Annotated in this window: 14 protein-coding genes; 2 read left to right on the plus strand and 12 right to left on the minus strand. The window is 35.6% G+C overall.

The features are described 5' to 3' along the window. Position 1: 1 nt before the first annotated feature. Positions 2-1,006, minus strand: coding sequence for a 2,3-diaminopropionate biosynthesis protein SbnA (gene sbnA / locus BM296_RS13445; protein ID WP_091903622.1), 1,005 nt, complete (start codon positions 1,004-1,006; stop codon positions 2-4). Between the two features lie 331 nt (positions 1,007-1,337). Between sbnA and BM296_RS13450 the strand changes: the two genes are divergently transcribed. Beyond that, positions 1,338-1,802 (plus strand): (2Fe-2S)-binding protein, encoded by a 465-nt coding sequence (locus BM296_RS13450; protein WP_091903624.1) that lies wholly within the window; start codon positions 1,338-1,340, stop codon positions 1,800-1,802. A gap of 47 nt (positions 1,803-1,849) precedes the next feature. Next, complete coding sequence (locus BM296_RS13455) at positions 1,850-4,054, plus strand: xanthine dehydrogenase family protein molybdopterin-binding subunit (protein ID WP_091903626.1); 2,205 nt, start codon at positions 1,850-1,852, stop codon at positions 4,052-4,054. 77 nt (positions 4,055-4,131) lie between these two features. Here the strand turns inward: BM296_RS13455 and BM296_RS13460 are convergent, their stop codons facing one another. The 11 genes from BM296_RS13460 to BM296_RS13510 form a co-directional block, all read right to left on the minus strand. Continuing rightward, complete coding sequence (locus BM296_RS13460; protein WP_027067634.1) at positions 4,132-5,010, minus strand: DUF6268 family outer membrane beta-barrel protein; 879 nt, start codon at positions 5,008-5,010, stop codon at positions 4,132-4,134. A 113-nt stretch (positions 5,011-5,123) separates the two neighbouring features. Further along, positions 5,124-6,599 (minus strand): malate dehydrogenase (quinone), encoded by a 1,476-nt coding sequence (mqo, locus tag BM296_RS13465; RefSeq protein WP_091903629.1) that lies wholly within the window; start codon positions 6,597-6,599, stop codon positions 5,124-5,126. A 148-nt stretch (positions 6,600-6,747) separates the two neighbouring features. Next, the gene (locus tag BM296_RS13470) at positions 6,748-8,073 is read right to left on the minus strand and encodes a DUF3570 domain-containing protein (protein ID WP_091903630.1); all 1,326 of its coding nucleotides are present in this window, start codon (positions 8,071-8,073) and stop codon (positions 6,748-6,750) included. Between the two features lie 22 nt (positions 8,074-8,095). Next, positions 8,096-8,308 carry a DUF4266 domain-containing protein gene (locus tag BM296_RS13475; RefSeq protein WP_091903632.1) on the minus strand — a complete coding sequence of 71 codons (213 nt, stop codon included), beginning with the start codon at positions 8,306-8,308 and terminating at the stop codon, positions 8,096-8,098. Further along, a complete protein-coding gene (locus BM296_RS13480; RefSeq protein ID WP_091903634.1) occupies positions 8,305-9,285 on the minus strand; it encodes an FAD:protein FMN transferase in 981 nt (326 codons plus the stop codon). Before BM296_RS13480 ends, BM296_RS13475 begins: the two co-directional genes overlap by 4 nt. Before the next feature lies 1 nt (position 9,286). Further along, positions 9,287-9,727, minus strand: a complete 441-nt coding sequence (locus BM296_RS13485; protein ID WP_091903636.1) for a thioredoxin family protein — start codon at positions 9,725-9,727, stop codon at positions 9,287-9,289. Positions 9,728-9,821: 94 nt separating this feature from the next. Next, complete coding sequence (locus BM296_RS13490; protein ID WP_091903637.1) at positions 9,822-10,964, minus strand: efflux RND transporter periplasmic adaptor subunit; 1,143 nt, start codon at positions 10,962-10,964, stop codon at positions 9,822-9,824. Between the two features lie 10 nt (positions 10,965-10,974). Further along, on the minus strand, positions 10,975-15,312 hold the full coding sequence (locus BM296_RS13495; RefSeq protein WP_091903639.1) for a CusA/CzcA family heavy metal efflux RND transporter: 4,338 nt from the start codon (positions 15,310-15,312) through the stop codon (positions 10,975-10,977). Between the two features lie 76 nt (positions 15,313-15,388). After that, positions 15,389-15,751, minus strand: coding sequence for a hypothetical protein (locus BM296_RS13500; protein ID WP_245787020.1), 363 nt, complete (start codon positions 15,749-15,751; stop codon positions 15,389-15,391). 110 nt (positions 15,752-15,861) lie between these two features. Next, complete coding sequence (locus BM296_RS13505) at positions 15,862-16,806, minus strand: L,D-transpeptidase (protein ID WP_091903643.1); 945 nt, start codon at positions 16,804-16,806, stop codon at positions 15,862-15,864. 2 nt (positions 16,807-16,808) lie between these two features. Beyond that, entirely contained in the window at positions 16,809-17,585 is a 777-nt protein-coding gene (locus tag BM296_RS13510) for an LOG family protein (protein WP_091903645.1), read from the minus strand. Positions 17,586-17,607 lie beyond the last annotated feature (22 nt).

Below are 17,607 nucleotides of genomic sequence, written 5' to 3' on the forward strand. Positions count from 1 at the left end.
ACTACCAACCGCCTATTGGCGTAAATGCATTTTTACTTTCTGGTAATTCGTTTAAAAGCCATTGTGGATTATAAATGGTATCTAAATACCGTTCTCCACGATCGCACAGAAACATTGCACAATTACTACCTTCTTCTATATTCTTACTATACTTTTTAACTGCACTTAAAATTCCACCGGAAGAACCCCCACATAATATTGCTTCTTTTTCCAATAAAGACCAACACCCACGAGCACAGTCTACATCATCAACATAAACATGATCATATATTCTAGAAGTATTTAAAAATTGAGAAGGGACCCCGGCACCATGTCCCGGTATTAATCTTTTTAAAGGCGGACCTCCAAATAGTACGCTTCCTACGGCATCCACTGCTATAATTTTTGTGTCCAGTTTATTCTCGTAGATAAAATCTGCACATCCCATTAGTGTTCCGCAAGTACTTGTTGCCACAAATAGATAATCTAATTTGCCCTGTAACGAATCCACAATTTCTGTCATGGTTTTATGATGCGTTTTAGGATTATCAGGATTACCGTATTGATTGGACCAAAAACTATTTGGAATAGTGTCTAATAAATATTGAACCCTTTCTAACCTAGCCGCCAAATACCCACCTTCTTTTTTGGGTTCTGTTACATGCTCTATTTGTACACCGTATGTTTTAAGAATTTTTTCTGTGTGTGAATTTAGCTTAGGATCTACTACTACGATAAGCTTAAGACCGTAGTATAAACATGTTTGTGCCAAACCTAGTGCCATATTACCAGAGCTTGATTCTATTACCGTATCCCCTTTTTTAATTCTTCCTGATGCAAGTGCCTCTTGTAATATAAAAAGAGACGTTCTATCTTTTATGCTACCTGCAGGGTTTGCCGCTTCTAATTTTCCATATAAATTGAAGTAATTATCCGCCAAAATTCTATCTAATCGTACTAAAGGGGTATTACCTACAGTACTTATAATTGATTCAGAAACAACGCCTGATATATTTTGAGTTATCATTTTCTAGTATTTACAACCATTTCAATCAGAAAAAGAATGGTATAATTCAGTATCTAAAATTACCTAGGTAAATTCTAAACCAGTATCACGATAACTTTTATAAATAACTCGTTCGATTTTATATTATAAAATCTTATTAAAACCTCTTACAAATGGTTAGAATACAAAAAAATACCCTAACCAACTACATATCAAACACATATACTTAATACACCCAATTTGTGTTAGTTCTTAATTCAAGTAAAATTTTATGATTTTTTAATTGTAAATCTGGGCATTTACTCTGAAAAAATACCTAATTTCAAGGGACTCAAATAAATATTAAAATCTAATGGCGAATTTCAGTTTAAAAGTTAATGGAAAAACCCAAGAAGTAGACGTTGACCCATCTACTCCAATACTATGGGTATTACGTGATCATTTAAAATTGGTAGGCACAAAATTTGGTTGTGGAATTGCTCAATGTGGTGCTTGTACCATTCACTTAGGTGATAATGCAGTGCGTTCTTGTCAACTACCTGTTTCAGCTGTTGGTGACCAATCTATCACTACCATAGAAGGTCTTTCAGAAAATGGAGATCATCCTGTACAAAAGGCATGGTTAGAAGAAGATGTTTACCAATGTGGTTATTGCCAAGCTGGCCAGATCATGAATGCCAGTGCATTTTTAAAACGGAACCCTAATCCTACAGATGTAGAGATAGAGGATGCTATGAACGGTAATATCTGTCGTTGTGGCACATATACGCGAATTAAAAAAGCAATCAAAAATGCTTCGAGTATTTCTAACGCGTAAATTAATTGCCCACAATTTTGGGATATTAACCTTCAAAAAATAAACAGATGACTCTCATAAAAACAACATATAATAGACGTTCTTTCTTAAAAAGCAGTTCGCTCGCTGGTGGCGGTATGATTTTAGGCTTTAGTTGGCTTGCCTCATGTAAACCAACTCCAGAGCAGGTGAACAACATACCAAAAGAATGGTTCGATATTAATTCTTTCCTGAAAATTGGAGATAACGGTATGGTTACCATTATGTCGCCAAATCCAGAAATTGGGCAGAATGTAAAAACCTCTATGCCAATGATCGTTGCAGATGAATTAGGGGTAGATTGGAAAAATGTAATTGTAGAGCAAGCTCCATTGAATACAGATATTTTTCAAAGACAACTTGCCGGTGGTAGTCAATCTATACGTGCAGGATGGTCTGGGTTAAGAATGGCAGGTGCTACGGCCAGACATATGCTTGTTGCCGCTGCTGCTGAAGCATGGCAAGTACCAGCATCAGAAATTTCAGTTAAAGCGGGAATTATATCCCATGATGGTTCAGAAAAATCTGCGAGCTTCGGAGAAATGGCTTCTACGGCGGCTACCATGTCGGTACCTGAAGAAGTAACCTTAAAGGAAACTAGTGATTTTGATATTATAGGAACGGATAAAAGAAATGTTGACGGACCAAATATTGTTACAGGAAAGCCTTTATTCGGTATTGATATTCAAGAGGAAGGAATGATGATCGCTATGATTGTTCACCCACCTGCTTTTGGTATGACGTATAAGTCAATGGACGCCGAAACTGTAAAATCAATGCCAGGTATAAAAGATGTTTTTCCTATTGATGTATATCCGGAAGGTGTTGAACGACAATGGTCTGATGGTGGTGCTATAGATAAATTAGTTGCTATTGTTGGTGAATCTACTTGGCAATGTATGCAAGCCAAAAAAGCATTAAAAGTTGAATGGGAGAAATCAAGTGACTTGGAAAGCACTGCAGGCCATGATGAGGCGTTAACTAAATTATTAAACACGTCTTCCAAAGAACCGGCCCGTAAAGACGGGAATGTAGTTAGTGCATTTAAAAAAGCAGATAAAGTTATAGAACGTACCTACAGTGCTCCTTTTTTAGCGCACAATACAATGGAACCCATGAACTTCTATGCAGATGTTACCGCCGAGAGAGCCTTGTTTAACGGACCAATACAAACTCCAGAATTTTTAGAAAAGACCTTAGCTTCTAGATTGGACATGCCAGTTGAAAAAATTGATATTAAAATGAGCCGAATGGGCGGTGGTTTCGGAAGACGCCTATACGGTACATTTGGTGTAGAAGCGGCTGTGATTTCACAGCACATGCAAGCTCCTATAAAATTGGTATATACTCGTGAAGATGATATGACACAAGGTACCTATCGCCCAACGTACAAAGTAAAATATAAAGCAGGGTTGGATAAGGATGGCAATTTAATTGCTTGGCATGTAAAAGGTGCCGGATCTAATGACGATTTACTTTTTGAAAATAGATTTCCTGCCGGTGCCGTAGATAATTACCTAGCAGAAAAATTTAGTCTAGAAACCAATGTAACCACTGGTGCATGGCGTGCACCACGCTCTAATTTTGTTGCCGGTGCGGAGCAAGCCTTCTTAGATGAAGTTGCCGAAGCTGCCGGAAAAGATCCTATAGAATTTAGATTAGCGTTGTTTGACAGAGCAATAAAAGATCCTGTTGGCGAACCAGAAAAGAATGACTATGATCCAGAACGTTATGCCGGTGTTTTAAAATTGGTTAGAGATAAATCTGGTTGGGACAGTAATCAAAAAAATGGAGCAGCAAGAGGAGTTTCCGCCTACTATTGTCATAACTCTTATGTAGCGCAAGTTTTAGACCTTTCTGACGATACTAATTCACCAAAAGTTAATAAAGTGTGGTGTGCCGTAGATTGCGGAATTGTAATAAACCCAATGGCTGCCAAAAATCAAATAGAAGGGGGAATCATTGATGGAATAGGGCATGCTACATATAGCGAAATGACTTTTGAAGATGGTAAGCCTCAACATAATAATTTTGATACCTATCGCTTAATTAGACATAAAGAGGCACCAAAAGAAATAGAAACTTATTTTGTAGATAACGGTATTGATCCAACAGGATTAGGAGAACCTTCGTTACCACCAATTATTGGTGCTTTAGCAAATGCCTTATATAAAGCTACTGGTCAAAGACATTACAATCAACCATTTATTACTGAAAAGTCGGTAATTGGCTAACGCCCTTATGCTATTGTAAAACGAAAACGCCGGAAAAGAAATTTTCCGGCGTTTTTTATAGGTTCAATTCAAACCTACTATATTTTAAACCTTAGCACTGCTCTAAAATAACTTCTAGAATCATTATCTATGGTAAACAATGTATTGTTACTACCATCTTTCAATTTATTATTTAAACTGAAATTATAAGCTGCACGTAAATCTAATTGTAGATGATTTGTAAAATGATACTCGTATTGTAAACCACCATTAATTAAGGACATATTTATAATTTCAGCAGTGTCTGTTCCGTTAACTAATGCCCCATTTTGTATGTTAGATGTAAAACCATCTAATTGCCCAAATAATTTAAACCGGTGCTTATCTGATAAGTGATACTGTAAATTGGTTTTTGGAATACCAAGATTATATGACCAATCTGGTCTAAACTTTTTATAATAACTTATAAAGGGTAGCGGAAAAACATATCCCCTATTTTGCGAATAAGATAATCCAACAATTAAACGAGACGGCTTATCAAAATCATTTTCAAACTTTTTAATAAATACTACATCTCCTGAAAAAACCAGATCATTAGAATTTAGATTTTTAGCAGTAAGATTGGTACTTATACCTGGCTGAAAACGAACACCCAAACGCCATCCATTATTTAATGGTTTTGTATACCCAATGGTAAAATCCAATAATTTAAAATCGTTCAATAAACTTCTTTCAAATGGTAATTCATCGCTTTTAAAACGAAGATGTACGTTACTATAATCTATCCCCAAGAGTACGTATTCGCCTTCTTTTTTAAGTTTTATTGGGTAATTTATTAGAAATCGTGATCGTGTATATTCTACATCTGATCCTTTATTAGGGATAAACGTAAAATCTAATCTGGCTAAATCGCTTAATTGTGCCTGTGAGAAAAAACTAATACTAAAAAGAAAAAATAAAAGAAATCTAATTCGCATTTTCTATTTGTTGCAAGGGTGGTAAAATACAATAATGCAAGTACCGTCTTTTTATTGTATTGATTTAGTGCTTATAAGAAATATAATAGCTTAAATGAAAATGTATGATTGCTTTACAATTCTAAAATTTCGGTTACTCTTGCAAGTTCTTGATCAAACAAATCTTTGGTCACTTCCTTTTTATAAAAGGGAACCATTTTAGCTAATTGTTCTTTTCCTTTTTCTGTTGACATTAGTTCTGGAAATGCTTTCTCTAGAACATCTAACATAATCCTTACAGATGTAGATGCTCCAGGAGATGCTCCTAAAAGACATGTTATTTTACCGTCTTTACTACTTACCAATTGTGTTCCGAATTCTAAAGAACCACCTTCAAACTCGTCCTTCTTAATTGTTTGCACTCTTTGACCAGCCACTACTATTTCCCAATCTTCATTTTTTGCATCCTTCACAAATGCTCTTAAGGATTCCATTCTATCTTCAAAACTCATAGCTACTTGCTCTACCAAATATTTGGTCAGTGGTAGATTATGCCAGAACACACCCCACATGGAAGGGAGATTATCAAAATTGATAGATTTAAATAAGTCTAAGTTTGAACCTTCTTTCAAAAACTTAGGACTAAAACCTGCAAAAGGACCAAATAACAATTCTCGTTTTCCATTGATATATCTAGTATCTAAATGTGGAACGGACATTGGGGGATCGCCAATACCAGCTTTACTATATACTTTTGCGTTATGTTGTTCTATTATATCTCTATTCTTGCAGACTAACCATTCTCCACTCACCGGAAAACCTCCATAACCATCCTTCTCCTCTATTTCTACTTTTTGCAACAGTAATAAACTACCACCTCCAGCACCTATAAACACATGCTCAGCATCTACCGTGCTTTTAGTACCCGTATTAAGGTCTTCCATTTTTAACAGCCAATCTTCATCATGGTCTGGGTCTATATCTTCAACTTCTGTATTAAATAAAACCCTAGTATCATATTCCTTATCAAGAATATCAAACAATTGCTCTGTAAGCGAACCGTAATTCATTTCCGTTCCCCTGTCTATTCTAGATGCAGCCATTACTTCATCATCGGTACGCCCATGCATCATCAACGGAAACCACTCTTTCATTTTATCAATCTCTCTTGAAAACTCTATACTATGAAACATAAAATGCTCTTTAAAAGCTTTGTAGCGCTTTTCTAAATAATTTGCGTTCTCTTTACCTTTTACCCAACTATGATGCGGAACTGGCGAAATGAACGATTTAGGATTTCTAATTAACCCTTCTCGCACCAAAAAAGACCAAAACTGCTTAGAAATTTCAAATTGAGTACAGATTTCAATTGCCTTTTTTATGTTCACATGACCAGCTTCATCCTCAGGCGTATAATTAAGTTCACATAGTGCAGAATGACCTGTACCCGCGTTGTTCCAAGCTGCTGAACTTTCTTGCGCCACTTTATCTAATCGTTCAACGATCAGCACATTAAGATCTGGCTTTAACTGTTTTACCAATAATGCCAACGTTGCACTCATGATACCTGCACCTACACAAATAAGGTCATATTCCTTTCTTAATTCCATTCAAAATAAAATTTTGTTGCTATCAATATTTTTGAAAAGTTAACTATTTCATCTGGTACTTATTCAATGCTTTTAAAATTAAAACCCATTCACCAAAACTAAAAAGCAGGTCGTATGACCTGCTTTTTAATCTATCTTATATCATCAATTAGTCCATTACGAACTTAAATCCTGCAGTAACAATGCTAGAACTAAAAGTGGTGTCCCTGTCATATTTATAAAACTTCAAGTCAATACTTTTGAGACCTAGTTTCCAAATATGCATTTTAGTAAATATATCTGTATACGAAACTCCCATCCCAAATTGATTCGTCGAATATTCCGATAAATCATAATCTGAGGTGTAAAAAGTCTCCGTAGATAATGCTTCTTCATATCCGTAAAAATAATCTGCAGCCGTTTGCTGATAATACCTATAGGAAGGATATACCGTAAACTTATCGGATAATTTTATAGGAACCTCTACACTTGCCGTATGCGAGCTAATTCCCCAATCATCATAGTAATAGCGATAGAAACTACGTACTACTACCGTTTCATTTACATACCAGTTTAAACGACCACCTGCTGCTACTTTAAAGCGGCTATCTGGCAATTGTTCTATAGCATCAGCCAATTGAAAATTATCAATAAATGAATCTTCTACATCTGCAAAATAAACACGTTGAAACGGGGTTGATAACAATCCTTGCTGCTGCACAAAATCTAACGCCAATGAACCTTGAAGATTCTTACTCAGAATTTGTGAAAATCCGAATCCGACGGAATATGAATTTCTTGTTTCATCCGTGAATTCATTAAAAACAGGACTATAGTCAGTATTTCCTGTAATTGTATTATTGGAAAACAAACCATTAGCCAAACCATTAGCGCCACTTGCAAAAGGTCTAAGTTCTGAAGGATAAATGGAGTTCCATTTATCTAAATACACGTTGGCGTTTACACTTACTTCAGTATTCTTTTCATTATATAGTTTCGTTAATCCACCACCGAAACCTAAAGAGAAATAATCGTATTCTGAAGATACCGATAGTTTACCTGAAACAATCGTATTTCTATCATCTGAACTATGACTGTATGAGCCCGATAAGTTTGCCCAAGTATCTGAACTAGATGCTCCAGAACTAGCTACAAAAGGGTCTGCCGGTTGCCCGCCATCAAACGGGTCAACATTACTAGAAGATGCCGATGTGTACGCAGAAACGCCCGCATCAATAGTAAGTACATCATCATCGTTTAATGGTATCGACACCACAAATGTACCTGTGAAATCTGTAAGTTCTTCGGTTCCTAATCCTCCACTTACCGCTGCGTTGTCGCCATCTTGCGAGTAATAACTTGTCAAGAAATCTACCTCGGTAGTTTCTAAAACTCTCTTCTTATATGTCTTTACACCATCTTGATCTTGTTGCGCATAACCCGACGCAACCAAGAGTAACGTTACTATAAAACCAATCGATTTAAATATTTTCATTTTTTGTGAAATTCCATATTAACTAATTACAGCCACAGCCTCCGCCAGTCTTACCTCCATTTGCCCCAGCAGCAGCTTCTCTGTACGAATGCATGGTAGTTACATTACGGTCAGCCTTTTTATCTTGCAAAACCATATCTGGATCATTAATATTTATTTTCTCGTACTCTTTAAGTACCGTACAGCTGCCAAATGAGCAAGCAACAACTGCAATAATCAAAATCTTCTTTATCATGATTTTTCTATTTCTATATTCTTCGATGTGATGATATTCCCCTTATCATCGATTATAATACACTCTACTTTTGGTAATTGGTTAATACGATTTAAGCCTACTTCTATGCCCATCACAAATACCGATGTTGCCAAAGCATCTGCCAATTCTGCTTTTGGGGCAAACACGGTAACACTGATGATACCCGTTGCCGGATACCCACTTCTCGGGTCAATAATATGCGTATACCGCACATCATTAAAAGTTACATATTTCTCATAATTACCTGATGTTACTACTGCCCCATTAGTTATAGGCAACAAGGCAAAAACCTTATTCTTATCCATAGGATTGGTAATAGCTACCTTCCATTCGCTACCATCTGGCTGCTTACCCCAAGTATTCATATCACCGGATGCATTGATGATTCCTGATACTACTCCTTTTGAAATCAATAGGTCTTTTGCTTTATCTGCTGCATATCCTTTACCAATAGCTCCAAAACCAATCTTCATTCCTTTTAGTTTCAATAAAACCGTGCTGCTTTCTCTATCCAACACTATATTTTGAAAACCAACTTTTGACACAGATGCTTTAATCGAATCTGTAGAAGGCATCACCGTCATGCTTCCATCAAACTTCCAAATTTTATCCATAGATGCATAACTGACATCAAAAGCTCCATCCGTTAGTTTAGAAATACCGATTGCCCTTTGAATTAAATCAAATAATTCAGCATCTACTTTTACTGGTCGCAATCCTGCATTTCTATTAACTTCCGATGTTTGTGAGTTTGAATCCCATGAAGAAATTAACTGCTCTATTCTTGTTATTTCATTGACAGCCAAGTCTATATATTCATCAGCTTCAACTTGATCTTTAGCTACCACCGTAATATCAAAACGGCTACCCATTAATTTTAAGGTGCGCTTATAAGGCTCTTGAGCAACAAGTGACCCAAGAGAAAATAGTGCTAGTATGAGAAATATGTTCTTCAACTTATTTTATGAATGAATTCATTTCATTTATATATTCTTTAGGAGCTAATTTTTTATAACTCGTTTCTCCATACACCTCACCTTTTGCATTCATAACTACAACAAAAGGAAATACTCCGTTTCTATTATACTTTTCTGCTAATGCCTTGTTCTTATTCAATTGCTCTTCTGGTAATGCATTACTTTTTCTGCGCGGAAAATCTGCTTGTAGCATTACATAATGCTCTTTGGCATAAGCTTTAAACTCATTTGTAGCCCATACATCCCTATCTAACTTAATACATGGAGCACACCAATCTGAGCCTTGAAAAACCAATATAATTGGCAGGTCTTTAGATTTAGCCATTTCTTGTGCTTTATTAAAATCGGTTTGCCAGTCTTGTGCAAACGATGAACCTAATCCTGTTACTACAAACAATACTAGCACTATATATTTTTTCATATCTTTTATAAATTGGACTTAACATAAGTCAATAATTATACCCAAACCTTTCTTTTAAAACCAAATTACGCTAAAACTAAAAAGGAATAATCATTTACTCTCCTATCAGGCTAAACGCACCTTTTGTTAAAAATTGTGTTCCCTGCTCAAAAATCACCTTTTCACCTAAGGCACTCATATCCTGATAACTGCCTTGAACTTTTACCGGTACCTGTTTAAAGTAATAACTACCCTCTTTTGTATCATCTAAAACTAATACATAAGATTGGTCATCAATTACACCGATAGCATCTGTAGGCAATGCCATTTGTTTGGATGAATCTGTAATAATATTCGCCTCTACAAACATTCCTGTTAGAAAATTAGCTGCCTCTTCATCCTCTAAATGAGCGTGAACTTTAATTGTTCTATTCTCATCAATTGAAGTACCCACTAAATGAATTTCTGCCTTGAAAGTTTCTGTTGATGATTCTGGTATTTTAAACGCTACCAGTTGCCCTTTCTTCACTTTCAAAATATCCTTCTCAAAAACAGACAACTCTAAATGAATATGGTCGTTGTTGATGATTTCCATGATTGAAACCGACGGCGAAACGAATGTTCCTCTAGATACATTTACTTTGGTAATACTTCCCGCTATTGGTGCAAAAATGGATGCTTCCGAACTTATATTACCTTTTTCAACTTGTTCTGCTGAAATATTTAACATGGCTAATTGCTTACGTAGCCCATCATATTTTGCGACCGCTGTTTTATAGTCGCTCTCTGCTTTAAGAAAGCTTTTCTGTGAAGATATTTTTTCTTCAACCATAGTTTGCTGGCGGTCATACTCAGCCTTTAAATAACTTAGTTGACCATTCACCTCCATATATTCTTGCTGTAAGGCTACAAACTCCGGATTTTCAATAGTCACCAATAATTGACCTTTACGAACCTTATCCCCTATTAACAACGGTGTTTTTTTAATATAACCGCCCATTGTGGCACTAACTACTGCTCTATTTTCTGGCGGCACATCAATCATACCTGAGGTAGTAATCGATATAGGAAATTCCATTTCCTTTATGACATCTAACTCCATATTGTTCTGATCAAATTGTGCTTTAGAAATTTGAATTCGGTCATCAGCTTTTCCTTCTGACGCACCATTTTCGTTGGATTGTTTTTCTGCTTCTCCACAACTTGATAGTATCACAAAAATGAATAAGGCTAAAATTTTATATATATAGTTTTGCATGATGCAGTATTTATAAGGTTAAGAAATTAATGTTTATAACAGTTTCATTGTACTCTTTCAATTTATCTAGATAGCCTAATTTTATGTCATAGGCGCTTTCTAAACTCTGTATATATTGATAGAAATCAATTTCACCATTTTTAAAACTAATTTGAGCGGTTTTTAAAATTTCATCGGATAGCTCAGTGCCCTCATTTTCATAATAATTGAGCGAATTTTGAATCTGTGCAATTTCTTCGAGTAAGATTTCTTGCTTTGATTTTATTTGAATTTTATAATCAATGGACTCGGTTACCGCCCGTTCATTGGCAATTTTAGAAGCCTTAATTCTAGCGGCTTGACCACTGAATAACAACGGAATTTTTAAACCCAATTGATATCCAATAAGGTTATCGTTCAACTCTGAATTTGAACCTTGAAAGTAGGCTACACTTATATCTGGAAGTAATTGCTGTTTTTCAAAATTACTTTCGGCAGCCATTAATTGCATGTTAGTTTCATAATAGGCAATCTCTGGAGTGCTTTCAACAGTAATAGCTTTCAAATCGATTTTAAGATTCATTTCTTCAGATAGTTCCAAACTATCCTCAACTTGAATTATTCGCAACAAATTAGCATGTGCTATAGATACCTGCTGAATTGCCTGTTGATAATCTAGATTGATTTTTCGCTGTTTTGAAGCTGCGGTAATTTTTTCTAAATAATTGGTTTCGCCCAGTTCAAATTTTCTGGCGGCAACAGATGAAAAATTAGCATATAAGCTATCTAAACGTTTGTAAACCCTAACTTTTTCACGGGCAATTTGATACTCGTAATACCCAATAGTCACATCTCTTTCAATAGCCTTACTTTGAATATCGAACTCAGTTTGCATCAAATTATTCCTCACCTTATTCACCCTCTTTTGAGAAAAATATTCAGTTGGAAAACGAAAATCTTGTTGTACACCAAAGACCTTTAATGGTACGTCATTAATGGCAAGATTATTTTCATCGTATTCATAATACACATGCGTTTTATTAAAATTAATAGCACTGTTAATCATCGATTGAGATTCCTCAACTTTTAATTTACCAGCTTTTAAACCCATATTGTTTTCAATAGCTGAGGATAACAATTCATCAAGATTTTGACCTTTTGTTTCTTGTGCAGATACGCCAACAGTTATGAGTAGCGCAATAAACGCTATACCATTTTTCAAAGTTGTTTTAGGAATTGGTTTTTTTGTATTCTCATATTTATCAAAGATGGAATATAGCACAGGTAAAACGACCAAGGTTAATATGGTAGCCGTAAACAAGCCCCCAATTACTACAGTTGCCAATGGTCTTTGTACTTCAGCACCTGCATTTGTGGATATTGCCATCGGTAAAAAACCTAGAGCAGCTGCAGAAGCGGTAAGCAATACAGCTCTTAATCTATCTTTGGTTCCTTGTTTTATTAACGCATCTAAATTATCGAACGAATGCTTTTTCAGTTCTTTAAAATGCTCTATTAAAACGATTCCGTTTAGTACCGCAATACCAAAGAGCGCTATAAAACCAACCCCGGCAGATATACTAAATGGCAAACCTCGCATCCATAAAAGTGATACGCCACCAACTGCTGCCAATGGAATTGCAGAATAAATGATTAGCGCTTCTTTTACCGATTTAAAAGCAAAATAAAGTAGTGTAAAAATGAGCACCAATGCAATTGGCACTGCTATTATAAGACGGTCACGAGCGCTCTGTAAATTTTCGAATTGTCCACCATAGGTAATAGTATACCCTGCCAGTAACTTAACTTTCTCATTAATCAATTGCTGAACATCGTCTACTACCGACTGCAAATCGCGGTTACGAACGTTTACACCTACTACGGTTCGGCGCTTTGTATCATCCCTAGAAATTTTAGCGGCTCCTTTTTTATAACTGATTTCTGCCAATTCCGTCAAAGGCACTTTACCGCCCATTGGTAGGTCTACATAAAGATTTTTGAGGTCATCAATATCTTGTCGCTTCGCTTTATCTAATCGTACTACTAAATCGAATCGCTTTTCTCCCTCAAACACACTGCCCGCAGTTTTTCCTGCAAAACCCATGGATACCATATCATTCAATTCTTGAATATTTAACCCAAAACGGGCAATTTTAGCACGATCATAGTTGACGCTCATTTCTGGTAAGCCAGCAATTTTCTCCACACTAATATCTGCGGCACCTTCTACATTCTTAATCAAATTACCAATCTCACTTCCTTTTTTAGCTAAAACATCTAAATCTGGTCCGAATATTTTAATGGCGATATCTGCCCGAACTCCGGTTATCAGCTCATTAAAACGCATTTCTATAGGTTGGGTAAACTCTACTTCCATGCCCGGTATTACAGCCAGGGCTTCTTTAAATTTATCAGCTAGTTCATCTTTGGAAACGGCACTTGTCCATTCCCCTTTTGGAGCCAGTTTAATGATGACATCACTTTCTTCCATTGACATTGGATCCGTTGGTACTTCGGCAGCCCCAATTCTAGTAACTACCTGTTGTACTTCTGGAAAATTTTTAAGAAGAATTTTCTCAATCTCAGTGGTTATTTCTACCGTCTTGCTTAATGACGTTCCCGTTTTTAAAACAGGCTGAATTACAAAATCACCTTCATCTAAAGTTGGCACAAATTCACTACCCATAGTACTATACAAGAATATGGCACCTAAAAGAAATACCGATGCAATCCCCAAGACCAATTTCTTACTTTGTAATGCCCAGTCTATAATTGGTTCATATTTCTTGTTCAACCATTTCATTAGGCGAACCGAAATATTCTTATCAGATTCTTTAGACGGTTTCAAGAAAATTGATGCAGCCACTGGTACATACGTAAAACATAATATCATTGCGCCAATTAAAGCGAAACTAAATGTTAGTGCCATAGGCTTAAACATTTTACCTTCCACTCCACTTAAAGATAGAATAGGAATAAAAACGATTAATATTATAAGTTGCCCAAAAATGGCAGAATTCATCATTTTTGATGCCCCATTAAAGGTTATCTCATCTTTTAGCTGTTGTTTTTCAGACGTTGCCAGACTATTGATTTCTTGCTGTTTTCTTGTGATTTCAAAGGCTATGAACTCTACAATAATTACCGCACCATCTATAATGATACCGAAATCTATAGCTCCTAAACTCATTAAATTGGCATCGACTCCGAATATATACATGAGTGATAATGCGAACAACAGACATAACGGAATTACCGATGCTACCACTAAACCAGATCTGAAATTACCTAATAGCAATACGACCACAAAGATGACTATCAAGCATCCTAAAATTAAGTTTTCGGTGACCGTAAAAGTGGTTTTCGCTATTAGTTCGCTTCGCTCTAAAAACGGATTTATATAAACGCCTTTTGGTAGTGACTTTGAAATTTCAGCAACACGTTCTTTAACAGCCTCTATCACTTTTTTAGAGTTCGCATCTTTTAACATCATCACTTGCCCCATGACCTTCTCACCTTCCCCATTACCGGTTATCGCTCCAAAACGTATGGCACTACCAAAATCTACCGTAGCAATATCCTTTATATAGATAGGGACTCCGCCTTCATTTTTCACAACAATATTTCTAATATCATCTAGAGATGTAACCAAACCTTCTCCACGAATAAAAAATGCCTGATTCACCTTTTCAATATACCCACCTCCAGAAACACTGTTATTACTTTCAAGCGATTTAAAAATATCACTTGCTGTAATATTCATGGCGTTTAACTTTTGGGTGTTTATAGCGACTTCATACTGTTTTAAAAATCCGCCCCATGTGTTCACCTCAACAACACCTGGTATCCCAGACAATTGGCGTTTAACAACCCAATCTTGTATTGTTCTTAAATCTGTAGTGGTATACTCATCTTTATACTCCGGTTCCACCTCTAATATATATTGATAGATCTCACCTAATCCTGTAGTTATGGGTCCCATTTGTGGAGTGCCAAAACCAGCTGGTATTTTCTCTGAAGCAGAAGCTATTTTTTCGGCAATTAATTGTCTTGGCAAGTATGTTCCTAAATCATCGTCAAAAACTATGGTTACCACCGATAGACCGAATTTTGACACAGAACGAATTTCCTTAACCCCTGGCAAGTTTGCCATTTCCAATTCTACAGGATAGGTGATGAATTGCTCCATATCTTGAGTAGAAAGGTTACGTGAGGTAGTAATGACCTGAACTTGGTTATTCGTTACATCTGGCACTGCCCCAATCGGAATTTGTGAAAGGGCAAATAGTCCGTAGCCAACTATGAATACGGTAAATAATAGAATAATTAGCTTATTCTTTAAACTGAAATTAATGATATGTGAAAGCATGTTTTCATATAAATCAATGTTAAGCGCTCAAATTCACAAAAATGAATTTGAACTAAAAAATTAAAAATCGATTGTATTATGAAATGCGCGGTGGTTGTAAAATACCTTGTGTATGCAATGAAGATGTTGGTGCCTGATAATAGAAATTGGCAGATTTATAATCTAAAAATTCAACTACATTCAAATCTGACTTATAGATACTAATAAAAACATCTGCCACACATGTATGAGAAGTACTACTATGATTAAAAGGAAGTTTTTCGTGATCCTTTTTTTCTTCTTGGTGATCTCTTTGATGATCCTCTTTTAATTCTCCATAATGCTTGGAAAGAAAAACAATCATATTATCTCCATACTGTTCGCTATGAAACTGCGCATGCTCAATTAGTTCGTCTAATTGAACAATATCATCATAATGTACACCAAAGCTTTGCAGCATGATGAGCGATGATAGTAGTATGGAAAACAGCTTATTCACTTAAGTAAAATTAATAAAATTATTAATATAGCACGCCTTAGTTAGGGATACAAAGCCAATTCATATTCATTCTAATTGGCTAAATGATAAATATCTCTTAGCACAGAAATAACCATGCCTTCATCATAGGTCTCTAAATCATACCTAATACGGAGTTTGGTACCCAATGGTGCATAATAATACACTCGCCACGAATCTGCCTCCCCTAACCCAATACATCCGTTAGAATATGCTTTTCCTAATGTTTTAGGGTTTGTAGTGGGATGAATCATTTGTCCATTTCTAACATTATTGATTTCAGTTTCTATCCAAGGAATTTGCGGCATCATTGTAGTCTTTTCATCATCTCTTCTGGTTACGTAAAAACGCTTTCCATTTACAGGATTATAAAAATCTGGATGCTTAACATGTTTAACAATAGTACCTTTTCCTGTTTTCGTTCTTAAATCTGTTACTCGGTCACCAAATTTTAAATACCGTTCTCTAAATTGCCCTACTCTTACCGGAAACTCGTATAACAAAATAGAATCTTGAAAGATGCGTAATTTATACTCAGGTATATTCACATCAATTTCTGTATTAGAAAATGCTTCCAATAATTTACAGGCACTGAGTGAATCTGGAATAGTTAATTGACTTCCTTTTGGTAGCACTATCATTTGCTTTTGGTCATATACAAATGAATCGCGAGCCATCATTCTATAATAATCAGTGTTTTCAAGTGTATCAATAATCCAAGGATTATTGCGCACCAATAGATGTTCAGATAAATCATAAGGTACAATAGAATCATATTTACCAACCACAGAATCCATGAACTGAAAATACTTTCCTACCCTTATATCTTTTGAAATCTGTATGAGTGTTGGTTCATTAACTAACTTTTGGTACACCAGTGTTATTCCTGTACTGTCTATTTGAGCTGTTTCTAAATTTGATTGTTTTTTTGACTGACAAGAATTAAGAAAGACCAAAGAAAAAATAAGGGTCATTAAATATATAAGTCTGATTTTCATTATTATAGGTTATTATTTTTATAATTTCTTTCAGTTTCTCCAAACCACCATCTTTTCCGCATTGGTTTCTTAATAAGTCCAAATCGTTTAACGGCATGTTCTTTAAGGTGCGCTTTCATTTCTTCAACCGAATCTGTCAAGAACATTAAATCCATATCCTCTTTTGAAATACTTTCATTGTCTGCCATGGTCTTTATATGGTGGTATAGTTCTTTATGATATTCTTTACCAATAACCACTACCGGAAAGTTGTGAATCATTTTAGTCTGTATCAACGTTACTGCTTCAAAAAGCTCATCCAGCGTTCCAATACCACCTGGCAACACAACAAATGCATATGAATATTTCAGCAGTAAAAATTTACGTACAAAGAAGTAAGGTATGTTGATCCACTTATGTAAATAGGGGTTCGGTTTTTGTTCATGCGGTAATATAATATTACACCCAATAGAATAACCATTGTTTAGGTAAGCACCTTTATTAGCCGCTTCCATAATACCTGGTCCGCCACCGGTCATAACAGCAAAACCCATTTCAGATAATGCTTTACCTACTTCTTCTGCCTGTTTGTAGTAGACATTATCTTCCTTAAAACGAGCAGAACCAAAAACGGTTACACAAGGTCCAATAAAGTGTAATTTTCTGAATGCTCTAATAAACTGATATTGTACCTTAAACGTAAACCACAATTCTTTAAACCTACTTCTAGGACCATCAAGAAAAGCACGTTCTTCTGTTAAAAATTGTGGTGCAGGGTCTTTTTTAAACTTTTCGCTCATAGTACAAACTACATTGTTATAT

Source organism: Maribacter stanieri, assembly GCF_900112245.1.
In the GTDB taxonomy this organism is placed as follows: domain Bacteria; phylum Bacteroidota; class Bacteroidia; order Flavobacteriales; family Flavobacteriaceae; genus Maribacter; species Maribacter stanieri.